21 protein-coding genes are annotated in these 21,444 nt (G+C 67.0%); 16 read left to right on the forward strand and 5 right to left on the reverse strand.

Going from position 1 to position 21,444, the window contains the following annotated elements; translation table 11 throughout:
- Positions 1-67: 67 nt before the first annotated feature.
- From thrB to ACYYG1_RS03355, 5 genes are all read left to right on the forward strand, one after another.
- Positions 68-622 carry a homoserine kinase gene (gene thrB, locus ACYYG1_RS03335; RefSeq protein WP_461208857.1) on the forward strand — a complete coding sequence of 185 codons (555 nt, stop codon included), beginning with the start codon at positions 68-70 and terminating at the stop codon, positions 620-622.
- A complete protein-coding gene (locus tag ACYYG1_RS03340; protein WP_461208858.1) occupies positions 619-1,200 on the forward strand; it encodes a hypothetical protein in 582 nt (193 codons plus the stop codon). The genes thrB and ACYYG1_RS03340 overlap by 4 nt, the downstream gene beginning before the upstream one ends.
- Before the next feature lie 67 nt (positions 1,201-1,267).
- Positions 1,268-1,753, forward strand: coding sequence for a hypothetical protein (locus ACYYG1_RS03345; RefSeq protein WP_461208859.1), 486 nt, complete (start codon positions 1,268-1,270; stop codon positions 1,751-1,753).
- Positions 1,754-1,903: 150 nt separating this feature from the next.
- A complete protein-coding gene (locus ACYYG1_RS03350; protein WP_461208860.1) occupies positions 1,904-2,539 on the forward strand; it encodes a cyclic nucleotide-binding domain-containing protein in 636 nt (211 codons plus the stop codon).
- A gap of 236 nt (positions 2,540-2,775) precedes the next feature.
- On the forward strand, positions 2,776-3,417 hold the full coding sequence (locus tag ACYYG1_RS03355) for a peroxiredoxin (RefSeq protein WP_461208861.1): 642 nt from the start codon (positions 2,776-2,778) through the stop codon (positions 3,415-3,417).
- Positions 3,418-3,642: 225 nt separating this feature from the next.
- On the opposite strand, the gene ACYYG1_RS03360 is transcribed toward ACYYG1_RS03355, so the two are convergent.
- The 4 genes from ACYYG1_RS03360 to ACYYG1_RS03375 all read right to left on the reverse strand — a co-directional run bounded on the left by ACYYG1_RS03360 (position 3,643) and on the right by ACYYG1_RS03375 (position 6,273).
- Positions 3,643-4,035: a hypothetical protein gene (locus ACYYG1_RS03360; RefSeq protein ID WP_461208862.1), complete on the reverse strand. Its 393-nt coding sequence runs from the start codon at positions 4,033-4,035 to the stop codon at positions 3,643-3,645.
- Positions 4,036-4,284: 249 nt separating this feature from the next.
- A complete protein-coding gene (gene hemC, locus ACYYG1_RS03365) occupies positions 4,285-5,208 on the reverse strand; it encodes a hydroxymethylbilane synthase (RefSeq protein ID WP_461208863.1) in 924 nt (307 codons plus the stop codon).
- A 188-nt stretch (positions 5,209-5,396) separates the two neighbouring features.
- A complete protein-coding gene (locus ACYYG1_RS03370; RefSeq protein ID WP_461208864.1) occupies positions 5,397-5,624 on the reverse strand; it encodes an FmdB family zinc ribbon protein in 228 nt (75 codons plus the stop codon).
- Positions 5,625-5,655: 31 nt separating this feature from the next.
- Complete coding sequence (locus ACYYG1_RS03375; protein ID WP_461208865.1) at positions 5,656-6,273, reverse strand: D-sedoheptulose 7-phosphate isomerase; 618 nt, start codon at positions 6,271-6,273, stop codon at positions 5,656-5,658.
- A 406-nt stretch (positions 6,274-6,679) separates the two neighbouring features.
- Between ACYYG1_RS03375 and ACYYG1_RS03380 the strand changes: the two genes are divergently transcribed.
- The 10 genes from ACYYG1_RS03380 (at position 6,680) to purE (ending at position 19,752) form a co-directional block, all read left to right on the forward strand.
- Complete coding sequence (locus ACYYG1_RS03380; protein ID WP_461208866.1) at positions 6,680-7,840, forward strand: ABC transporter substrate-binding protein; 1,161 nt, start codon at positions 6,680-6,682, stop codon at positions 7,838-7,840.
- 130 nt (positions 7,841-7,970) lie between these two features.
- The gene (locus ACYYG1_RS03385; RefSeq protein WP_461208867.1) at positions 7,971-8,936 is read left to right on the forward strand and encodes a branched-chain amino acid ABC transporter permease; all 966 of its coding nucleotides are present in this window, start codon (positions 7,971-7,973) and stop codon (positions 8,934-8,936) included.
- Between the two features lie 27 nt (positions 8,937-8,963).
- Positions 8,964-10,310: a branched-chain amino acid ABC transporter permease gene (locus tag ACYYG1_RS03390; RefSeq protein ID WP_461208868.1), complete on the forward strand. Its 1,347-nt coding sequence runs from the start codon at positions 8,964-8,966 to the stop codon at positions 10,308-10,310.
- A 1-nt stretch (position 10,311) separates the two neighbouring features.
- On the forward strand, positions 10,312-11,079 hold the full coding sequence (locus tag ACYYG1_RS03395) for an ABC transporter ATP-binding protein (protein ID WP_461208869.1): 768 nt from the start codon (positions 10,312-10,314) through the stop codon (positions 11,077-11,079).
- Positions 11,079-11,786, forward strand: coding sequence for an ABC transporter ATP-binding protein (locus ACYYG1_RS03400; RefSeq protein ID WP_461208870.1), 708 nt, complete (start codon positions 11,079-11,081; stop codon positions 11,784-11,786). Before ACYYG1_RS03395 ends, ACYYG1_RS03400 begins: the two co-directional genes overlap by 1 nt.
- Before the next feature lie 1,240 nt (positions 11,787-13,026).
- Positions 13,027-14,145 (forward strand): efflux RND transporter periplasmic adaptor subunit, encoded by a 1,119-nt coding sequence (locus tag ACYYG1_RS03405; RefSeq protein WP_461208871.1) that lies wholly within the window; start codon positions 13,027-13,029, stop codon positions 14,143-14,145.
- A 1-nt stretch (position 14,146) separates the two neighbouring features.
- A complete protein-coding gene (locus ACYYG1_RS03410; RefSeq protein WP_461208872.1) occupies positions 14,147-17,173 on the forward strand; it encodes an efflux RND transporter permease subunit in 3,027 nt (1,008 codons plus the stop codon).
- Between the two features lie 3 nt (positions 17,174-17,176).
- On the forward strand, positions 17,177-17,788 hold the full coding sequence (locus ACYYG1_RS03415) for a TetR family transcriptional regulator (RefSeq protein WP_461208873.1): 612 nt from the start codon (positions 17,177-17,179) through the stop codon (positions 17,786-17,788).
- Between the two features lie 201 nt (positions 17,789-17,989).
- Complete coding sequence (gene purD / locus ACYYG1_RS03420) at positions 17,990-19,264, forward strand: phosphoribosylamine--glycine ligase (protein WP_461208874.1); 1,275 nt, start codon at positions 17,990-17,992, stop codon at positions 19,262-19,264.
- 2 nt (positions 19,265-19,266) lie between these two features.
- Entirely contained in the window at positions 19,267-19,752 is a 486-nt protein-coding gene (gene purE, locus ACYYG1_RS03425) for a 5-(carboxyamino)imidazole ribonucleotide mutase (RefSeq protein WP_461208875.1), read from the forward strand.
- A 57-nt stretch (positions 19,753-19,809) separates the two neighbouring features.
- Here the strand turns inward: purE and ACYYG1_RS03430 are convergent, their stop codons facing one another.
- A complete protein-coding gene (locus tag ACYYG1_RS03430; protein WP_461208876.1) occupies positions 19,810-20,328 on the reverse strand; it encodes a GNAT family N-acetyltransferase in 519 nt (172 codons plus the stop codon).
- Positions 20,329-20,558: 230 nt separating this feature from the next.
- Between ACYYG1_RS03430 and ACYYG1_RS03435 the strand changes: the two genes are divergently transcribed.
- Positions 20,559-21,392, forward strand: a complete 834-nt coding sequence (locus ACYYG1_RS03435) for a class I SAM-dependent methyltransferase (RefSeq protein ID WP_461208877.1) — start codon at positions 20,559-20,561, stop codon at positions 21,390-21,392.
- Positions 21,393-21,444 lie beyond the last annotated feature (52 nt).

Here is a 21,444-nt window from a genome sequence, read left to right on the forward strand (position 1 = left end):
AAGCCTTGACAGAACCGTGGTTTTGCAGCATTTCGCGGGTACCGCCCGTCGGCGGAGGACAACCATCATGAGCACCATCGTCTCCCAACGCACCAACTGCCCCTGCGTGACCCTCGTGGGCATGGCCGGGGCGGGCAAGTCCACCGTGGGCGCAGCCCTGGCCGAACGCCTGGGCTGGGCGCACGTGGACACGGACCTCCTCATCGAGGCCTTTTTCGGCCAGGAGCTGCAGGCCGTGTTCGACGCCCTGGGCAGGGAGCGCTTCCTTGAGGCCGAGGAAGAGGTAGTGGCCGGGCTGAACCTCAAGCGCGCCGTGGTCTCCACCGGAGGCAGCGTGATCTACGGGCCCCGCGCCGTGGCCCGGCTCAAGGAGCTGGGACCGGTGATCCACCTGGAGCCCGGCCTGGAAGAGGCGCGCAAGCGCGTGGGCGACGCCCGGGGCCGCGGCCTGGCCATCGCCGACGGCCAGAGCTTCGACGACCTGTACCGCGAGCGCAGGCCCCTGTACGAGGCCGCCGCGGACCTCACGCTCCCGAGCTCCGGCTCCTCGGCCCCGGCCTGCGCCGAGGCCGCGGCCAAATGGCTCGGCGAGCAGGGCCTGATCCCGGGGGAGGACGAATGAAGCCCACGCGCAGCAACGTGTTCCGCCGCCTGGAGGCCCTGTACGGACGCATGCAGACGGCCTACGACGCCTGCGCGGCGGACACGGGCTTCAGCTGCGCGGGCTGCCCGAACAACTGCTGCACCAGCTATTTCCAGCACCATACCTACGTGGAATGGGCCTTTCTGATGAAGGGCCTCGACGCCCTGGACCAAGCCCGCCGCGAGGAATACATGGCCCGCGCCCGCGAATACGTGCGCCTGGCGCGCGAGGCCCTGGCGCGCGGGGAGCGGCCCGACGCCATGTGCCCCCTGAACGACGACGGCCTGTGCGGATTGTACGCCCACCGCCTGATGATCTGCCGCCTGCACGGGGTGCCCCACGTGCTGGCCGGGTCCATGGGCCAGGTGCGGGACTTCCCGGGCTGCTTCCGCTTTCCCGCCGACGCCGGAGTCCGGCCCCTCGACCGCACCCCTCTGTACCGCGACCTGGCCAAGCTGGAGATGGACTTCCTGGGCGCGAAAATGACGCGCCTGTCCAAGGTGAACTTGACTCTGGCCGAGATGATGGTGCAAGGTTTTCCGGAGTTGAACGCCTGACGGACCGCCCGCAAAGCGGCCCCGAACTCATGAAACAACCAGCCCCGCCAACCTCCGGAAAGCGCCAATGAAACGCACGGCCGCCTGCCTCCTCGCCCTCATCTGCCTCTGCCTCCTGGCGGGCTGCTCCAGCACCAACGTCAAGCATCTCGTACGCCAACCCTGGGCCCTGGATTCCGACCAGAGCCTGGCCATGAAGTTCTGGCGCTTCGACTACCGCATCGTGTCAGTGCGCGACCAGTTCAGCGTGCAGGGCACGGCCTATCCCGTGGCCGGGACCACCCCCGCCTGGGCGGACACCGTGGCGGACATCTGGTTCGCCGCCTATCTCTCCGACGCCTCGGGCAGGGTCATCGCCCAGGACCTGCGGGTCTGCAAACCCGGCCCCCTGAACCAGGGCGAAGGCATCCCCTTCTCCTTCCTGCTTAAGCCCGACTCCCTGCCCACCAAGAGCGACCTGTTCATCACCTTCGGGTACCGAATGAAGCTCACCGCGAGCCACATGCCCGAGGACATCTTCTTTGCCAGCGAAGGGGCGATGACCCGCTTCTGAGCCTTCCCGCGCCGCCCCGGCGCAGCCTTTCCCGCTTTTGCGGCCTGCGCTCTTATTCGTTGTCCCGACGCCTGAAACGGGCTATAGGAAAACAAACACCCGTGCGTCCCGCGCACTTCCCGTACGCCTACGTCCAGCCGGAGGATACGCATGTCCCAGTCCAAGGGCTCCTTTCTGGTCCGTAATTTTCTCAAATATTCCGTGATTTTCGGAGAGGGGACAAAAGGGGACTCCGCCTACCTGCTCAAGGAGGGCCGGGTGGAGATCTCCAAAATGGTGGACGGGAAGAAAAAGGTTTTCGCCATCCTGAAGCCCGTATCCATGTTCGGCGAGATGGCCATCCTCCTGGGCGACGAGAAGCGCACGGCAACGGCCGTGGCCCTGGAGGACTCCAAGGTCGTGGAGGTGCGCAAGGACGCCTTCGAAGAATTCGTCCGCCAAAGCCCGCCCATGATCGCCACGCTGCTGAACGTGCTGGTGCACCGCCTGAAGACCGCCACGGCCAAGTCCCTACGCGTGCCCAACCTGTTCCTGGGCATCTGCAACGTCCTCAGCCTCTACGGCAAGCACGGCATGCGCGACCTGAACTACCTCGACACCCTGAACCTCCTGTCCATCTCCTTCAACACCAACAAGGAAAGCATCGACAAGGCCCTGCACATGCTTGAGGACGAAAGTCTCATCGAATTCCGCATGAACGACCAGCGCGAGCGCACCATCTACCTGGTGGAGACCGACGACCTGGCCGCCAAGGCCGCGGAAAAACGCAAGGCCGCAGCAGGCTGAGCACCCGGTTCCCGCCACGCACACGGCCCCGCGCAGGTGACTGCGCGGGGCCGTGTGCCTTTGAAGTCCGCCTTTTCCCCTTCCCTCCTCTCTTGACTCCAACCCCTGTTTCTCAGCTGATATAATTTGCCAAAAATCTTTATTGAGAATTATTCCTAAAAATACTTGACGCACCCGAGCGAGTTTATTAGTAACTATTCTCAACAATAAACACGAACCCATTTAGGAGGCTTATCATGGAAAACACTCTTCCCCTGCTCGGCGACAACTTTCCGGAGCTGACCGTCAACACCACCCACGGCGTAAAGAACCTGCCCGGCGACTACAAGGGCAAGTGGCTGGTGCTGTTCAGCCATCCCGCCGACTATACCCCGGTATGCACCACGGAGTTCGTGGCCTTCCAGAAGCGCTACGACGAGTTCAAGGCCCTGAACGCGGAGCTGGTGGGCCTGTCCATCGACCAGGTCTTCTCGCACATCAAATGGATCGACTGGATCAGCGAGAAGCTGGGCGTGGACATCCAGTTCCCGGTCATCGCCGACGACCGCGGCCAGGTGGCCGAGCGCCTGGGCATGCTGCACGCGGGCAAGGGCTCCAACACCGTGCGCGCGGTGTTCATCGTGGACCCGGCGGGCGTGCTGCGGCTGATGCTTTACTACCCCCAGGAGATCGGCCGCAACATGGACGAGATCCTGCGCATCGTGAAGGCCCTGCAGACCTCCGACGGCAAGGGCGTGGCCCTGCCCGCCGGGTGGCCCAACAACGAACTCATCAAGGACCGGGGCATCGTGCCCCCGGCCATGGACCACGAAAGCGCCAAGACGCGCCTTGAGCAGTACGAAGGTTACGACTGGTGGTTCTGCCACAAGGCTCTCTAGGATACCGCAGGCTCCTGCGAACAAATGCCCCCGGCGCGATCCCCACGCGCCGGGGGCCCAGCCCATCCACACACAGCGATCTGCTGCGTTGCTTCAAAAAATGCAAAACCTCGCGTACGGGGAGTACGCGTCGGTCTTGCATTTTTTTTGCGCCTTGCATCTCACTATTTGTGAACGGCCTGGGGGAAATGACTTCCTCGACGATTTGTTGAATCGCCGGGCGGCTCAGTAGTCGAACTTGGTCTCGAAGGCGATATCCGCGAGCTTGCGGGGCTTGACCGGGAAGGCCCCGGAAAGATCGCAGGAGGCCTCCAGGGCGGCCAGGCGCAGCTCGCCCTTGCCTTCCAGGGGTTTGAAGGAAGCCTCGACCCGGCCCCTGGCCAGCACGAACCCGTCCTCATAGTCGAAATCCAGCCCCCCGTGCTCCAGGTCCAGGACGCCCTGGGCCACGGCCTTGGCGAAGACCCAGACCTCCACCCGCACGCTGGGCGGATAGGTGCGGCCCGCGTTCCACTTCACGGTCACGCACTGCAGGAGCTCCTCCCCCTGGTTGTCGGCGGCCGCCGCCGGGCCCGCCAGGGCCAGGACGCAGCACAGGGCCACAAGCAAACGAATCATGGGCACCCCCTCCTTTGCGCGCAGCATATCAGGAGAACGCCGCAAACGAAACCGCCCGCCCCGCAGGGCGGGACGGGCGGAAAACATGGGCCGCGCCTCGAAAAATGTAATCAAATCCATCCCGCAGGCCGTTCCAAAGGCGTGAGATGCGAGGAAGCGGAAAAATCCAGGACGCGCAGTGTATTAGGCATACATAAGCGGTCTGGATTTTTTCGCTGACGAAGCAGGTTGCGCCTTTGGGGCGGCCTGCTAATTCTGGGCGTAGACTCGGGCCAGAATCTCCCCGCCTCCGGCGGCCTTGACCTTCTCGGCCAGCTCCAGGCCCAGATCGAAGGCCTTGTCCACGGGCCCCCGGGCCTGCATGCGGATGGGGTTCGTCCCGTCCACGTCGGCCAAAAATCCCGTGAGCAGCACCTCGTCGCCCTTAAGCTCGGCGCAGGAGGCGATGGGCACCTGGCAGCCGCCGTCCAGGCCCGTGAGGAACCCGCGCTCGGCCAGCACCGTGATGTGCGACTCGCGGTGGTCCAGGAAGGCCAGGGTCTCGGCCATGGGGCCGCCCTCGGCGTATTCGATGCCCAGGGCGCCCTGGGCCACGGCGGGCAAAAATTCGGGCGGGGCCAGGGGCGACTGCCTGGGCGCGGCCAGGCCCAGGCGCTTCAACCCGGCCGTGGCCATGACGATGGCATCGTACTGGCCCTCCACGAGCTTTCTGAGGCGCGTGTCCACGTTGCCGCGCAGGTCGCGCACGTCCAGGTCCGGGCGCAGGGCCTTCAGCTGCGAGGCCCGGCGCAGGCTGGAAGTGCCCACGCCCGCGCCCTGGGGCAGTTCGGCCAGGGAGCCGTAGTGCACGGAGAGGAGCGTGTCGGTGTTGTCCTCGCGCTCGGGGATCACGCCCACCACCAGCCCCTTGGGCAGCTCGGTGGGCACGTCCTTCATGCTGTGCACTGCCAGGTCCGCGCGTCCGTCCAGGAGCGCCTCCTCGATCTCCTTCACGAACAGGCCCTTGCCTCCCACCTTGGCCAGGGGCACGTCCAGGATCTTGTCGCCCGTGGTCTTGATGACCAGGAGCTCCACCTGGATGCCGGGGTACCGCGCCTCAAGGAGCGACTTCACATGGTTGGCCTGCCACAGGGCCAGCTTGCTGCCGCGAGTGGCGATGGTGATGCTGTTCATGAATGGATTCCGGGTGGTTTGAGGAAATCTTTCGGCAGAGCCGCCAAAGCTCGCCCACAGTGCCCCCCATTGAACGCCCAGAGTGGTTTGGCGGCTAGGAGCAAGGGGAAAATGGGCCCGACGCGTATCCCAATACGCGAGGGATCATTTTCCCCGCAGCGACAACGCCGACAAGCCGCTATGGGCGTTCAATGGCAGGTGGAGCAGTTGCCGCCGCTACAGCCCGCACACCCGCCCGAGGACGAGGCCTGGCTCACGGAGCCTCCCGCTCCGGCGGACTTGTGGCTGCAGCAGGACATCAGGCGGTCGGTCTTTTCCGACCCGCAGGACGGGCACTTCACGTGCAGCTCGGAATCGAAGACGATCTCCTCGAACTCCTTGCCGCAACTCCCGCATTTGAATTCGTATATGGGCATCCACTTCCTCCGTGTACTTCGCGTTTCCGGGCTACTCCCCATTGAGATAGGGCTGCAACTCCATCACGGCCTCGAACAGGTAGTGGTCCACCAGCTGGCAGAGCAGGTGCCCCGCGGCGATGTGCACTTCCTGGATCAGGGGCGTGTGCTTGCCGGGCACCATGAGCAGGCTGTCGCAGAACGGGGCCATCTCGCCGCCGCCCTGCCCGGTGAGGCCCACCGTGGCCACCCCACGCTCCCTGGCGGCGCGCAGGGCGTGCACCAGGTTCGGGCTGTTGCCCGAGGTGGAGAGGGCCACCAGCACGTCGCCGCGCTGGCCCAGGGCCAGGACCTGCTTCTCGAACACGTGGTCGAAGCCGTAGTCGTTCCCCACAGCGGTAAGTATGGAAGTGTCCGTGGTCAAGGCCAGGGCGGGCAGGGGCGGCCGCTCCAGCAGGAACCGGTTCACGAACTCCGCGGCCAGGTGCTGGGCGTCGGCCGCGGATCCGCCGTTGCCGGCGAACAGGATCTTGCCCCCGCGCGCCAGGGCCACGGCCAGGTCGCGCGCCACGCCCACGACCTTGTCCGCGCATTCGCGGAAGAATTTCTCCCGCAATTCGCAGCCGGCCGCCGAATGCTCCAACACTATGCTACGCGGATCCTGGGACATGACGTTCTCCTTGTGCCGGGACAGGATAGCGCCTGTTCCGAGGCCCTTTGAGCTACCTCAATTCGCCCATTCTGACAACAGCTCAGGCCCCGTGGGAAGAGGCGCGGAGGCCATGTCCCGCCCCCGGGGGCAGGCTCCTCGGCGGCCGGGGGCTTCTCCAAGAAATCCGATACGTTTCTCAAAAAATCCGCTGCGGCGAATTGACAAAATTGAGCACCCGCAACTTCTGGGCATTTGGCGATTTTTATGAAAACCGACCCACAAAATGGCGTTTTCGCATGCGAGGGGGTACGTTTTTGCACATTTTTGAATATTCCATCTGCTTTTCTTTTGATAAGATTTCATGTAGTTCGTGCTATCGTCAGATGCGAACGGTTCTTTTTTTATTCACCGAGGAGGTAGTTCGATGAAACGCGTTGCCTTGATGGCGCTGGTCGCCGTGTTTCTCATGGCGAGCGTGGCCCTGGCCGCCGAAACGATCAAGATCGGGTTCAACATTCCGCTCACGGGCGACATCCCGGACGTGGGACAGTCCTCCAAGAACGCCGCGGAGATGCTCAAGGAAGAGATCAACGCCAAGGGCGGCGTGGACGTTGGCGGCAAGAAGTACAAGCTGACCTTCGTGTACGAGGACAACGAATCCAAGGCCGAATCCGCGGTCAAGGCCGCCACCAAGCTGATCACCGAGGACGAGGTCCTGGGCATCGTGGGCCCGCAGTCCTCCAAGCAGGCAGTGCCCGCCGGCGAGATCGCCAACAACTACGCCACGCCCATGATCAGCCCCTGGTCCACCAACCCCAACACCACCCTGGACCGGCCCTACGTTTTCCGCGGCTGCTTCCTCGATCCCTTCCAGGGCCCCGTGGTGGCCAAGTTCGCCACCAACGAGCTGGGCGCCAAGAAGGCCGCCGTGCTCTATGACATCGCCTCGGACTACCCCAAGGGCCTGGCCGAGTTCTTCAAGCAGGCCTTCGAGGAGATCCACGGGCCCGGTTCCGTGGTCGCCTTCGAGTCCTTCACCACCAAGGACGTTGAGTTCGGCGCGCAGATGACCAACATCGTCATGTCCGGCGCCGACGTGCTCTTCGTGCCCCAGTACTACAACGAGGTCCCGCTCATCGTGAACGCGGCCCGCGAGATGGGCTGGAACAAGCCCATCCTGGGTTCCGACTCCTGGGGCTCCGGCGACCTCATGGGCCTGTGCGGCGACGCCTGCAAGGGCTACTACTTCTCCACCCACTACGCCGCCGCCGGCGCGCAGGGCGCGACCAAGGAATTCATCGACGCCTACGCCGCCAAGTACGGCAAGACCCCCGACGACGTGGCCGCCCTGACCTGGGACTCCACCAGGCTGATGCTGCAGGCCATCTCCGACGCGGGCTCCCTGTCCGGCGACCTCAAGGCCAACCGCAACGCCATCATGAGCGCGCTGGGCAAGGTCAAGGAGTTCCCGGGCATCACCGGCGGCATGACCTTCACCCCCGAGGGCGACCCCATCAAGTGCGCCGTGGTGGTCAAGATCGACGACCAGGGCCAGTTCAGCTTCCACAAGTCCGTCTGCCCCTAACCGACCAATCCACAGGGCGGCCCGCCACCGCGGGCCGCCCTGAACATCAAGACCGGGACGGAACCGACCGCTCGCCGGCAACCCGGGCCAGGGACCCGCATCCCCGGCCTTTGTCTTGGGAGTCCTTCGCATGACGCTGACCTTCCTTTTTCAGAACATGATCAACGCCCTGCAGTGGGGGAGTTTCTACGCCCTCATCGCGCTGGGCTACTCCATGGTCTACAGCATCCTGATGCTGTTCAACTTCGCCCACGGCGACATATTCATGGTCGGGGCCTACATCGGCCTGGCCGTGGCCACGGGGCTGCTGGCCCTGGTGGGCACGGGCGCGGCGGCGATCATGCCCGGCTGGGTGGTGCTGGTCATCACCATCCTGGTCTCCATGTTCCTGACGTCCTTCGTGGGCGTGTTCGTGGAGCGCGTGGGCTACCGCCCCCTGCGCCAGGCGCCGCGCGCCTCGGCCGCCATCACGGGGCTTATGATCGGCATCATCCTGGAGACGGGCAACCTCCTGTTCCTGGGCGCCGAACGGCTCAAATTTCCAGCGCTGATCCAGAGCGAGACCTACAACATCGGCGGGGTCTTCGTTACCAACAAGAAGATCATGATCGTCCTGGTCTCCCTGGGCCTGATGCTGGCCCTGCACCAGTTCGTGATGCGCACCAAATGGGGCATGGCCATGCGCGCCATGGCCTACGACTTCGCCGTGGTGCCCCTGGTGGGCGTGCCGCTGAACACCATCGCGGCCATGACCTTCGGCATCGGCTCGGCCCTGGCCGCGGCCGCGGGCATCCTCTTCGGCCTGGCCTACCCGGTGCTGGACGCCTACATGGGCGTGACCTTCGGCTGGAAGGCCTTCGTGGCCGCCATCCTGGGCGGGCGCGGTTCCATCATGGGGGCCTGCATAGCGGGCTTCATGCTCGGGTTCATCGAGGTCATGGTGGTGCCCCTGATCATGGTCGTGAACAACCTGTTCAGCCTGAACATCGGCTCGAACCTGCGCGACCTGATCGCCTATTCCATCATTCTGGTCATCCTCATCTTCAGGCCCCACGGCCTGTTCGGCGAGGCCTACAGCGCCAAGCTCCGGCTCTAACAGACCGCAAGCGCACAAGGATAGATCATGGAAGATACGACCCAAATCCCCTCCTCGCGAGGCGGAATCATTCAGGCCTTCAAGCGGGCCGCGTCCGGGGTGCCGCTTCTGGCCTGGCTGGCCGGGACCCTGGTTTGCGTACTGCTGGAGCGCTGGTTCGGCCCGGCCCTGGCGGGCCTGCTGGGCTTGGCCAAGATTCCCGTGCTCGTCGGCATCAACGTGACCTTCAAGGTCATCGCGGACGTGGTTTCCTCCATATCCGGAGAGATACCCTTCGCCGACGTCAGGCTCGTGGACATCCCCGCGGCCCTGGTGTTCGTCTGCTGCATTTACGTCCTGCCCATGGCCGTTACCCTGAAGGTCCTCAAGGCCCCGGCCAACGCCGTGGCCAAGGCCATGGCCGACAAGCCGCTCATCGTCGCCGCAGTGGTGCACCTGGCGATCCTCTATGCCGCCTGCCACGTGTGGGCCGACGTCAGCGACTACCGGCTGATCACCCTGAAGCTGATGCTCATCGCCATCCTGCTCACGCTGAGCCTGAACATCATCAACGGCTACATGGGTGAATTCTCGTGCTCCCACCCGGGGTTCATGGCGCTGGGGGCCTACGCGGCGTCCCTGTTCTCCGTGGGCCTGTTCGTGGACGACAAGGTCATCGGCGACGCGGCCTTCACCTGGGCCCAGGCCTACCTGACCTTCCCCCTGGGATTGATTTTCGCCGGGCTCGTCGCCTCGGTCTGGGCGCTGATCATCGCCATCCCGTCCTTCAAGACGCGCGGCGACTACCTGGCCATTATCTCGTTGGCGTTCCTCTTCATCGTCAAAAGCTTCTTCGAGAACGTCCAATCCCTGGGCGGCCCCAGGGGCCTGTCGGGCCAGCCCGACTGGGCCACCCTGCCCGTGGTCTTCTGCGTGGTCATGCTGGGCATCTGGATCATCAACAACTTCGTGACCTCCACCCTGGGCAAGGCGCTCAACGCCGTGCGCGACGACGAATCCGCGGCCGAAGCCATGACCGTGGACACCAGAAAGACCAAGATGACGGCCTTTCTGTTCGGCGCGTTCTGGGCGGGCGTGGCCGGCGGGCTCTTCGCCCACGTGCTCAGGTACGTGAACCCGGCCATGTTCGGCGTGCAGAAGCTGGCCGAGGTCCTGGCCATGGTCTACTTCGGCGGGCTGAACTCCGTGACCGGCTCCATCGTCGGCGCGGTGAGCATCAGCGTGCTGGGCGAGGCCCTGCGGCCTCTGGGCATCATCAAATGGATCTGCATCCCGCTCCTGCTCATCCTGGTCATGATCTACCGGCCCACCGGGCTCTTCTCCTTCAGGGATTTCAACATCCGCAGCGTCTTCGGACCCAGGGAGGAGAAATAGCATGGCACTCCTCGAAGTCATCAACATGGGCCACAACTTCGGCGGCCTGCGCGCGGTGAACGAATACAACCTGACCCTGGACCCGGGGCAGATCACCGGGCTCATCGGGCCCAACGGCGCGGGCAAGACCACCATCTTCAACCTCATCACCGGCATCTACACGCCCACGGACGGGGACGTGCGCTTCGGCGGCCAGAGCATCCGGGGCAAGCGGCCCAACGAGATCGCGGGCCTGGGCCTGGCGCGCACCTTCCAGGAAATGCGCCTCTGGCGGCACATGACCGTGCTCGAACACGTGAAGATGGCGCGCTACTCCAAGCTCAGCTACGGGCTCTTGGGCGCGTTCTTCGACACGCCGGAGCGCAACCGCCAGGAGCAGGAGGCCACGGACCTAGCCATGGAATACCTCAAGATATTCCACGTGGACCAGTTCGCCGAGGCCCTGGTGGTCAACCTGCCCTACGGCGCCCAGCGCCGGGTGGAGATGGCCCGGGCCATGGTCACCGAGCCCAAGGTCCTGTTCCTGGACGAGCCCACCGTGGGCATGACCCCCGAGGAACTCCAGGAGGTCATCGACGTGGTGCGCCTGGTGCACGAGCGCTTCAACCTGGCCATCTTCCTCATCGAGCACCGGCTCAAGTTCGTGCGCGACCTGTGCTCCCACGTGCAGGCCCTGGTGTTCGGCGAGGTGCTGGTGGAAGGGGACCCCGAAGAGGTGCAGAACCACCCCAAGGTCATCGAAGCCTACCTGGGAGAAGAGGAAGACTAATGCTCAAGGTAGAAAACCTCCACGTATCCTACGGCAATATCCGCGCCCTGCAGGGAATCGACTTCCACATCGAGGAAGGCGAGATCGTCACCATCATCGGGGCCAACGGCGCGGGCAAGACCACCACGCTCAGGGCCATCTCGCAGGTGGTGCCCATCAGCGAGGGCGTGATGACCTTCAAGGGCAAGGACCTGCGCTCCTACGCCCCGGACAAGGTTGTCTCCCAGCTGGGCATCTCCCACGTGCCCGAGGGCCGCAGGCTGTTCGGCAACCTGACGGTGCACGAGAACCTCAAGCTGGCGGCCTTCGCGCGCAAGGACACCGAGGCCGTGGCCCACGACATCGAGCGCGTGTTCGAGATCTTCCCGCGCCTCCTGGAACGCAAGACCCAGAAGGCCGGGACCATGAGCGGCGGCGAGCAGCAGATGCTGGCCGTGGGCCGGGCGTTCGTCTCGGGCCGCGAGCTGATGATCCTGGACGAGCCGTCCATGGGCCTGTCGCCGTTGCTGATGAAGCGCGTGTTCGCGTCGCTCAAGGAGATCAACCAGCAGGGCACCACCATCCTGCTGGTGGAGCAGAACGCGCGCATGGCGCTGAAGTTCGCGCAGCGGGCCTACCTCTTGGAGCACGGCAAGGTGCTGAAGGAAGGGCCCACCAGCGAGTTCATGGATGATCCGGAAGTGCAGAAGTCGTATTTGGGTGGATAATCGACCTCAAGGAATGGAATCAAGCCCCCGCGTGTTGGACACGCGGGGGCTTTTTCGTCGGGTGGCAATGAAGGAGACGTTGCTGTTGCGCCACGGCAGAAATTCATTGTGGGGGGAACAGCCGATTCAAAAGCGGGAGCTTTTGAATCGGCTGGCAGAGGGGCCGGGGGGCGGCTCCCCCCAGGCCCCTCTGCACTCCCCTGCCCCCCTTTTGGAGCAGGGGTGATGTCGGGCCAAGTAAATCCATTGCCTAAGCGAAGGCATGCCCTCCCATGAAGGCCATACGTGTCGGCGGAGCAGGGGCTTTGGCGGGGCTACGCGATACGCCTCCGCGTCGCCCCGATCGCCCCGATGCAGGGGGTGGGCGTGTGCGTCCGGCAGTCGCGTTGCTGGAAGAGAATGGCCGCAGAGTCATGACGACGAGGGCGCAGGCGGTCCCTGCGTAATTCCTCGGGCTACACGGTACGCCCGGGAATTCGCTTTACGGTCCCGATTTTCGGGGTGGGTATGGATGTGCGCCGCTGAAGTCGGCTGATGAGCTTGGACGTTGAGCGGATGAGGGCCGGTATCCGTGGACATTGCCCGACGCGAGGGTTCTTTTCCATGGATTGCCGCATCACTCGTGCCGCGCCATCAGGGACTCCAAATCTCTCCGCATGATCCATGCTATGATTCTCAGCCCGGACCGCAGCGCTACTTGCGCCCCGCCCTCCGGGACTCCCCGAGCCCCGGCGCGCTGCCCGGCGAAGCGGCTGTGATGGTAATCAGCGAAGCGAAGCCGGGATCGTGCGACGGGGCGGCACTACCTGTGCCGCGACACGAGGGGCGCTACCCTCCCGGGTCCGCACTACTGCATTCGCCCGAGCGCCCCCTGCGGGTGCGGGGGGCGCAGCGACCTGGGTGGTAACCCTCGAAGCGAAGCCCCCCGTACCCGCCCGGGGCGCGGCCGCGTCACCTCTTCCCTCATTCCCGACAAACCAACGCCCTACCCGCGAGGGAACGCGGTGGGCGGGCGAGAGGGCACAATTGGTTTTGCGCCACGACAAAATAGCCCCGCCCGCCGCACACGATATTTGCCCCCCTCACCCCGCCTTCACGTCACCCATTCCCCTTCCCCCGATTCCCCCTCAACGCCCACCAATAACCCCATCCCCCTTGACAAACATACCCACGGTACGCCATTAAACATCCCGAAGGTATGTAAAACCCAACCGCCCTTGCGGCCCGAAGAGGAAACGCCATGCCCCCGCGCCTGAGTCCCAAGGCCCTGATCTTCCTTGCCTGCGCCCTGGCATTGGGCGCGGCCCTGGCCCTGGGCCGGGGCCAGGATCGCGAAAAGCGCGCCGCGGCCCCCGAGGCCGTGCGGCCGGTGAAGCTGTTCACCCTGCAAGGGGGCGCGGGAGCGGGCCGCAGCCTGCCCGGCACCGTGCAGGCCCAGCGCCGGGTGGACCTGGCCTTCCGCGTGCCCGGGCAGATCGAGTCCCTGCCCGTGCGCGAGGGCCAGCGCCTGGCCAGGGGCGAACGCGTGGCCCTTTTGGACCGCTCCGACTTCCAGCAGGCCGTGTCCTCCCTGGAGGCGGCCCTGTCCGGCGCGCGCGCGGCCCTGTCCGAGGCCGAGTTGAACCTTGAGCGCACCCGCTCCCTGTACGCCCAGGCCCTGGTGGCCAAGGCCTCCCTGGACAACGCCCTGTCCGCCCGCGACCAGGCCAGGGCCGCCGTGGGGAGCACCACGGCCCAGCTGGCCCAGGCCCGCAACAACCTGGACTACGCGGACCTGCGCGCACCCTTCGCGGGCACCGTGGCCGCCCTCGCCGTGGAGGACCACCAGACCGTGCAGGCCCAGCAGCCCGTGGCCAGCTTCCAGGACACCGAACATTTGGAGGTGGTCATCGACGTGCCCGAGGCGGACATCGCCAGGGTGCGCGAAGGCGGCCGGGCCACGGCCCGTTTCGAGGCCTTCCCCGGCCCGGCCCTGGGCCTGACGGTCACGGAAATGGCGGCCCGGGCCGACGCCTCCACCCGGACCTACGCCGTGACCCTGGCCCTGGACGCGGACAAGCACCCGGCCCTGCTGCCGGGCATGACCGCCGAGGTGGAGCTGGCCGCCGCCGGGGATGCGAACCCGGGCCTGCGCATCCCCGTGTCCGCCCTGTTCGCCGACGACGCGGGCCAGGCCCACGTCTGGCGCTTCGACCCGGCCACGGGCGAGGTGCACCGCGTGGCCGTGGAGCCCGGCAAACTCGGCCGCGAGACCATCGAGGTCAGCGGCCCCCTGAACCCGGGGGAGGCCATCGTCAGCGCCGGGGTGCACTACCTGCGCGAAGGCCAGAAGGTGCGCCCCCTGGGCCGGGAGCGCTGACATGAACCTCGCGGGCATCGCCATCTGCAAGCGCACCGTGTTCCTGGTGCTCACGGTGCTGACCTTTGTGGCCGGTTTCGCGGCCTTTTTCGACCTGGGCCGCCTGGAAGACCCGGACTACACCCTCAAGACCGCCCTGGTGCTGACCTCCTATGCCGGGGCCTCCCCCGCCGAGGTGGAGGAGGAGGTCACCTGCAAGCTGGAAAAGGCCGTGCAGCAGCTGGCCCAGCTCAAGGTGGTGCGCTCGGAGTCCCGGGCTGGCTCCTCCATCCTCTGGGTTGAGATCAAGGACAAATACGACACCCGGGCCATGCCCCAGGTCTGGGACGAACTGCGGCGCAAGGTCGGCGACGCGGCCCTGACCCTGCCCTCCGGGGCCGGGCCGCCCGTGGTCAAGGACGATTTCGGGGACGTGTACGGCGTGTTCTTCGCCATCACGGGCCAGGGCTACACGCGCAAGGAGCTGGCGGACCACGCGGAGCTCCTCAAGCGCGAGCTGCTCCTGGTGCCCGGGGTGGCCAAGGTCAGCCTCTGGGGCGACCCGGACGAGGCCGTGTTCGTGGAGCTGTCCCGGGCGCGCATGGCGCGCCTCGGCGTGAGCATGGCCCAGGTGGCCGCCACCCTCAACGCCCGCAACCTGGTCACGGACGCGGGCCGGGTGCGCGTGGGCGACGAGTATCTGCGCATCGCGCCCTCGGGGCTGTTCGAATCCGTGGACGACCTCTCGTCCCTGCTGGTGGCCGGGGCGGACGGCCGCATGATCCGCCTGGGCGACATCGCACGGGTGGCGCGCGGCGAAGAGGACCCGCCGGACAGCATCATGCGCTTCAACGGCAAGCCCGCCGTGGGCCTGGGCATCTCCACCGTGCCCGGGGGCAACGTGGTGGACATGGGCCGCGCCGTGCGCGCGCGCCTGGCCGAACTCGAAGGGCAAACCCCCGTGGGCATGGAACTGGACGCGGTCTCCTTCCAGGGCGAGACCGTGCAGAAGGCGGTCAACGGCTTTCTCCTGAACCTGGCCGAGGCCCTGGCCATCGTCATCGGCGTGCTGCTGTTGACCATGGGCCTGCGCTCGGGCCTGATCATCGGCGTGGGCCTCTTGCAGACCGTGGCCGTGACCTTCGTGTTCATGGCCCTGGCCGACATCACCCTGCAGCGGGTTTCCCTGGGCGCCCTGATCCTGGCCCTGGGCATGCTGGTGGACAACGCCATCGTGGTCACCGAGGGCATCCTCATCAAGCTCCAGCGCGGCGCGGCCCGCCGCGAAGCCGCCACCAGCACCGTGGCGGCCACGGCCTGGCCGCTCCTCGGGGCCACGGTGGTGGCGGTGCTGGCCTTCGCGCCCATCGGCACCTCCCAGGACGCCACGGGCGAGTTCTGCCGCTCCCTGTTCCAGGTGCTGCTCATCTCCCTGTCCGTGAGCTGGCTGCAGGCCGTGACCGTAACCCCGCTCTTATGCCACGACTTCCTGCGCCCCAGCGCCAAGACCCAGGGCAAGGACCCGTACGGCCATCCCGTGTTCAGGATCTACCGCGGCCTGCTCCTCTGGTGCCTGCGCCGCCGCCTGCGCACCATCGCCGCCCTGGGCCTGATCCTGGGCCTGGCCTTCTGGGGCTTCACGGGCATCCCCCAGAACCTGTTCCCGGACACCACCCGCCCGCAGTTCTACGTGGATTTCTGGCGACCCGAGGGCAGCCACATCCGGGCCACGTCCGCGGACATGAAGCGCATTGAGCGCCACATCCTGGACATGCCCGAGGTGGACAGCGTGGCCACCCTGGTGGGCCAGGGCGCCCTGCGCTTCATGCTGACCTACGACCCCGAGACGCCCAAGGACGCCTACGGCCAGCTCCTGGTCACGGTGCACGACCACGAGGCCATCGACGCCATCGTCCCCGGGCTCCAGCGCTGGCTGGACGAGAACTTCCCCGAGGCCGAGCCGCGCGTGAAGCGCTTCGTGTTCGGCCCGCCGGACAAGGCCATGATCGAAGCCCGCTTCAGCGGCCCGGACCCGGCCGTGCTGCGCTCCCTGGCCCGGCGCGCCGAGGACGTGATGAGCGCCGACCCCGGGGCCCATTTCGTGCGCAACGACTGGCGGCAGATGGTCAAGGTGGCGCGCTCCGAGTTCTCCGAGGTCCAGGCGCGGCGCACCGGCCTGACCCGGCCCGACGTGGCCCGGGCCATCGCGGCCTCCTTCTCCGGGCTGAGCGTGGGCGTGTACCGCGAAGGCGACGATCTCCTGCCCATCGTGCTGCGCGCGCCCCGAGAGGAACGCAGCGACGCCGGGCAGCTCCAGGACGTGCATATCCACGCCGTGCCCCTGCGCCAGGTGGCCCCCAGGACCCGGGTGGAATACGAATACCCCGCCATCCAGCACCGCCACCGCAAGCGCACGATCACGGCCCAGTGCGACCCGGTGAGCGGCACGGCCGACGCCCTGCTGCGCCGCATCCGGGGGCCCATCGAGGCCATCCCCCTGCCCCCGGGCTACGAGCTCGACTGGGGCGGGGACCACGAGAGCAGCCAGGAGGCCCTGGCCCCCATCATGGCCTCGCTGCCCGTGTACTTCACGGCCATGTTCGTGATCACGGTGATGCTCTTCAACGCCATCAGGCAGCCGGTCATCATCTTCGCCTGCCTGCCCCTGGCCCTCATCGGCGTCAGCGCGGGGCTGCTGGCCACGGGCCTGCCCATGGGCTTCATGGCCATCCTCGGGTTCCTGAGCCTCTCGGGCATGCTCATCAAGAACGCCATCGTGCTCCTGGACCAGATCGACGCCGAACGGCGCGAGGGCAAGGAGCCGCACCTAGCCATCACGGAATCGGCCGTGTCCCGCGTGCGCCCGGTGTGCATGGCCGCCCTGACCACCATCCTGGGCATGATCCCCCTGGTGCCCGACGCGTTCTTCGTGGGCATGGCCGTGACCATCATGGCCGGCCTGACCTTCGCCACGGTGCTGACCCTGGTGGTGGTGCCCGTGCTCTACGCCCTCTTCTACCGCGTGCGCTTCGACGGGCAGGGAGGCTGACCCATGGCCAGACGCACCAAGCAGGAAGCGGAACAGACCCGGCAGGCCGTCCAGGAGGCCGCGTTGGAGTTGTTCCTGGAAAAGGGCTACTCCCGGACCACCCTGGCGGGCATCTCCCTGCGGGCCGGAGTCACCAAGGGGGCCTTCTACTGGCATTTCGCCAGCAAGGTGGACGTGTTCCTGTCCCTGGTGGACAGGATCATGGAGCCCATGGAGGCCGTCATCGAACAGGCCGAGGCCGGAGACGACCCGCCCCTGGCCAAGCTGCGGCGAAAGCATCTGGCCATGCTCCGCGCCTTCCATTCGGACGAGCGCTTGCGCCGCGTGTTCGAGATCGTGTTCCTCAAGGTGGAACACTCCCCGGACGCCGCGCCCATCGCCCGGCGCGAACGCGAACTGGTGGAGAAATACGTGAACGCGGCCATTCCCCTGATCCGCCGGGCCATCGAATGCGGGGACCTGCGCCCGGGCCTGGACCCCGAACTCGTGGCCCGCTCCATGATGGCCCATTGCACGGGCCTGATCCGCCACGCGATAGCCGCGCCCGACCACTTTTCCCTGGAGCGGAACGCCGACGAGCTCACGGACATGTTCTTCCGGGGCCTCGTGCCCTGAGGCCTTGCTGCGGCCTTGCTCCCGGCTTTTGCCGGGGCCCGCGCCATTTGCCTTCCTCCCCCCGATACGATAGGAAAACCCCACTGATCCGCCCGTTCGCCGGGCGGATCCAGGCGCGGCCGACACGGCCCGCCGCCGCGCGCCACGCCCGCACCCGAGACTACCCCGCGGCCACAGGGCCGCTCATGCAAGGAGGACGCTTTGCGCATACTCATCGTCGGTTCCGGCGGCAGGGAACACGCCCTGGCCTGGAAGCTGTCCCAGAGCCCCGAGGTGGACAAGCTGTTCATCGCCCCGGGCAACGGCGGCACCGCCCAGGTGGGCGAAAACGTGGACATCATGGACGACGACCTGCCCGCCCTGGCCGCCTTCGCCAGGGAGCAGGCCGTGGACCTGGTGGTCACGGGACCGGAGCTGCCCCTGGTGCTGGGCCTGAAGGAGGTCCTGGACCGCGAGAACATCGCCTGCTTCGGCCCGGGCGCCTACGCCGCACAGCTCGAAGGCTCCAAGGCCTTCGCCAAGATGGTCATGCGCGCCGCCGGGGTGCCCACGGCGGACTTCGAGGTCTTCGACGACTACGAGGACGCCAAGGCCCACATCCTGGCGCGCCCCATGCCCTGCGTGGTCAAGGCCGACGGCCTGGCCGCGGGCAAGGGCGTGGTGGTGGCCGCCACCCGCGAGGAGGCCCTCGCGGCCCTGGACGAGATGATGGTCAGGCAGATCTTCGGCGCGGCCGGGGAACGCGTGGTGGTGGAGGATGCGCTGAGGGGCGAGGAGGCCTCGTTCCTGGCCTTCTCCGACGGCAAGACCATCCGCGTGATGCCCTCGTCCCAGGACCACAAGGCCATCTACGAGGGCGACAAGGGCCCCAACACCGGCGGCATGGGCGCCTACACCCCGGCCCCCATCCTGCCCAAGGCGGACTACGAGCGGACCGCCGAGATGGTCATCCGGCCCATCGTGGACTTCATGGCCGCCAAGGGGAACCCCTTCGTGGGCGTGCTCTACGCGGGCCTGATGTATACGGCGGACGGCCCCATGGTCCTGGAATACAACGTGCGCTTCGGCGATCCCGAATGCCAGCCGCTGCTGATGCGCCTGGACTCGGACCTGGCCGCCATCATGACGGCCTGCGTGGAGGGCAGCCTCGACCAGGCGGACGTGACCTGGAGCGACGAGACCAGCGTGTGCGTGGTCATGGCCGCCGAGGGCTATCCCAAGTCCTACCCCAAGGGCATGGAGATCACCGGGCTGGAGGCGGCCGACGCCCTGCCCGGGGTCAAGGTCTTCCAGGCGGGCACCAAGGCCGCGGACGGCAAGATACTCAGCTCCGGAGGGCGGGTGCTGGGCGTCACGGCCCGGGGCGCGGACCTGGCCGGGGCCAAGAAGAAGGCCTACGAGGCCGTGAACCTGATCCATTTCGAAAGCAGCTATTTCCGCCGCGACATCGGCGACAAGGGGCTGGCAAGGAGCTAGGCATGAGCAAGGTAGCCATTTTCATGGGCAGCGCGTCGGACGAACCCACGGTGCGCCCGTGCAGCGATCTGCTGCACAAGCTGGGCATCGACCACGTGTTCACCGTTTCCAGCGCCCACCGCACCCCCGAGCGCACGGCCAGGCTGGTGGACGAGCTGGAGGCCGAGGGCTGCCAAGTCTTCATCTGCGCGGCGGGCATGGCCGCGCATCTGGCCGGGGCCGTGGCCGCGCGCACCGTGCGCCCGGTCATCGGCATCCCGGTGACGGCCTCGTCCCTGGGCGGCATGGACGCGCTGCTGGCCACCCTGCAGATGCCCCCGGGCTTCCCCGTGGGCACCGTGTCCCTGGACAAGGCCGGGGCCAGGAACGCCGCCTGGCTGGCCGCCCAGATCCTGGCCCTCTCGGACAAGGACCTGGAAGCGCGCATCAAGGCCGAGCGCGAGGCCTTCAAGGCCTCGGTGGAAAAGGCCGCCGCCGAGCTGAAGTAGACGGAAAGCGAACGAAATCACGGGGCGGTCCCTTTTGGGCCGCCCTTTTTCATGCGCCTAGCGCGGGGCCCCGCCCGGGTCCAGGACGAGCTGCAGCAGCACCAGGTCCAGCCAGCGGCCGAACTTCACGCCCACCTCGGGCATCAGCCCAACCTGCGTGAACCCCAGGCGCTCGTGCAGGCGCACGGAACCCTGGTTGTCCGCGGACACGGCAGCCACCATGACGTGCAGCCCCAGGCCCCGGGCGCGTCCGATGAGCTCCGCGAGCAGGGCCGACCCCAGGCCCCGGCCCCGGCAATCCTCGCGCACGTACACGGAATGCTCCACCGTGCGCCGGTAGCCGTCGAAGGCCCGGAATTCCTCGTAGGTGGCGTAGCCCAGCACCTCGCCGTCCGGCCCCTCGGCCACCAGCACAGGATGCCCGGCCCCCTGGCGCGCGGCGATCCAGGCGGCGCGCCCCGCCTCGTCCACCGGGGTCTCGTTCCAGGTGACGGTGGTGCGCGCCACCTCGTGGTTGTAGATGTCCCTGATGGCCGCGGCGTCGGCGGCCACGGCGTCCCGTATCCTGGCCTGCATGATTCCTCTCCGGTTGACCCGCGAAAGCCGATTCATAGAACCCCCGGGCCGCAAAGGCAATGCGCGGGGAGGCCCTTTACATGCCGCGCGCGGCGGGCTAGACAGGGGACGCCATGTACTAGCATCGCCACGGCCGGGTCCGGCCGACCATACGTCCCCTCCGAATCACGGGGCCGCCTCGCGCGGGCCCCGCTTATCCATTGACCCGCAGACCACGCGAGGACACGGCAATGCCGCATCATCCGGACATCGAGACCATCAACCATATCCCCGACCCCGACGCCTTGTGGGCCGGGGCCTACAAGATACCCTGGAACGACCCGGACTTCAGCCGCCGCATGCTTGCGGTGCACCTGGACCAGAACACGCCCCTGGCCAGCAGGCCCACGGCGGCCATCCGGGCCCAGGTAGACTGGCTGGACCAGGCAGCGCTGCGCGGGCGCGGCGCCCGGGTCCTGGACCTGTGTTGCGGCCCGGGACTTTACGCCCCCTGGTTCGCGGAGCTGGGGCACGGCTACCTGGGCCTGGACTTCGGCCCGGCGTCCGTGGAGCACGCCCGGCGCAACCACGCCGGGCCGGGCCGGGAGTTCCTGCTGGGCGACGTGCTGCGCGCGGACCTCGGCGGCCCCCACGACCTGGCGCTGATGCTCTATGGTGAGTTCAACGTCTTCCCGCCCCGGGACGCGGCCGGACTGCTGCAGCGGATACGCGCCGCCCTGGCCCCGGGAGGAACCGTGGCCCTGGAGGTCCACACCTACGGGGCCGTGGCGCGCAGCGGGCGGGGCGAATCCTGGCAGGCCTGCGCGGGCGGCCTGTTCAGCGACGAGCCGTACCTCTGCCTAGTGCGCAACCACTGGTTCTCGGCCCGGCGGACCTCGGTGCAGCGATACGTGATTCTGCAATCCGGGGGGACGCGCCCCCGGGCGTATTGCAGCACCATGCGGGCCTACTCCCGCCGGGAGCTTGCGGAACTGCTCCTGGACGCGGGCTTCGAGCGGGCGGAATTCCACGCCGCCTGGCCCGGCAGCGGCAGGGACCTGATCCTGGTCACGGCCCGGGCCTGAGGCATAAAAAAGGCCCCACCCGGAGACGGGTGGGGCCCAAAGCAGCGAAAGC

The organism is Desulfocurvus sp. DL1XJH-121 (assembly GCF_054819825.1).

What these genes read in the sequence shown, in the direction of transcription:
- thrB (WP_461208857.1), top strand. Translation starts at nt 68, where the DNA reads ATGAGCACCATCGTCTCCCAACGCACCAACTGCCCCTGCGTGACCCTC.
- ACYYG1_RS03340 (WP_461208858.1), top strand. Translation starts at nt 619, where the DNA reads ATGAAGCCCACGCGCAGCAACGTGTTCCGCCGCCTGGAGGCCCTGTAC.
- ACYYG1_RS03345 (WP_461208859.1), top strand. Translation starts at nt 1,268, where the DNA reads ATGAAACGCACGGCCGCCTGCCTCCTCGCCCTCATCTGCCTCTGCCTC.
- ACYYG1_RS03350 (WP_461208860.1), top strand. Translation starts at nt 1,904, where the DNA reads ATGTCCCAGTCCAAGGGCTCCTTTCTGGTCCGTAATTTTCTCAAATAT.
- ACYYG1_RS03355 (WP_461208861.1), top strand. Translation starts at nt 2,776, where the DNA reads ATGGAAAACACTCTTCCCCTGCTCGGCGACAACTTTCCGGAGCTGACC.
- ACYYG1_RS03360 (WP_461208862.1), bottom strand. Translation starts at nt 4,035, where the DNA reads ATGATTCGTTTGCTTGTGGCCCTGTGCTGCGTCCTGGCCCTGGCGGGC.
- hemC (WP_461208863.1), bottom strand. Translation starts at nt 5,208, where the DNA reads ATGAACAGCATCACCATCGCCACTCGCGGCAGCAAGCTGGCCCTGTGG.
- ACYYG1_RS03370 (WP_461208864.1), bottom strand. Translation starts at nt 5,624, where the DNA reads ATGCCCATATACGAATTCAAATGCGGGAGTTGCGGCAAGGAGTTCGAG.
- ACYYG1_RS03375 (WP_461208865.1), bottom strand. Translation starts at nt 6,273, where the DNA reads ATGTCCCAGGATCCGCGTAGCATAGTGTTGGAGCATTCGGCGGCCGGC.
- ACYYG1_RS03380 (WP_461208866.1), top strand. Translation starts at nt 6,680, where the DNA reads ATGAAACGCGTTGCCTTGATGGCGCTGGTCGCCGTGTTTCTCATGGCG.
- ACYYG1_RS03385 (WP_461208867.1), top strand. Translation starts at nt 7,971, where the DNA reads ATGACGCTGACCTTCCTTTTTCAGAACATGATCAACGCCCTGCAGTGG.
- ACYYG1_RS03390 (WP_461208868.1), top strand. Translation starts at nt 8,964, where the DNA reads ATGGAAGATACGACCCAAATCCCCTCCTCGCGAGGCGGAATCATTCAG.
- ACYYG1_RS03395 (WP_461208869.1), top strand. Translation starts at nt 10,312, where the DNA reads ATGGCACTCCTCGAAGTCATCAACATGGGCCACAACTTCGGCGGCCTG.
- ACYYG1_RS03400 (WP_461208870.1), top strand. Translation starts at nt 11,079, where the DNA reads ATGCTCAAGGTAGAAAACCTCCACGTATCCTACGGCAATATCCGCGCC.
- ACYYG1_RS03405 (WP_461208871.1), top strand. Translation starts at nt 13,027, where the DNA reads ATGCCCCCGCGCCTGAGTCCCAAGGCCCTGATCTTCCTTGCCTGCGCC.
- ACYYG1_RS03410 (WP_461208872.1), top strand. Translation starts at nt 14,147, where the DNA reads ATGAACCTCGCGGGCATCGCCATCTGCAAGCGCACCGTGTTCCTGGTG.
- ACYYG1_RS03415 (WP_461208873.1), top strand. Translation starts at nt 17,177, where the DNA reads ATGGCCAGACGCACCAAGCAGGAAGCGGAACAGACCCGGCAGGCCGTC.
- purE (WP_461208875.1), top strand. Translation starts at nt 19,267, where the DNA reads ATGAGCAAGGTAGCCATTTTCATGGGCAGCGCGTCGGACGAACCCACG.
- ACYYG1_RS03430 (WP_461208876.1), bottom strand. Translation starts at nt 20,328, where the DNA reads ATGCAGGCCAGGATACGGGACGCCGTGGCCGCCGACGCCGCGGCCATC.
- ACYYG1_RS03435 (WP_461208877.1), top strand. Translation starts at nt 20,559, where the DNA reads ATGCCGCATCATCCGGACATCGAGACCATCAACCATATCCCCGACCCC.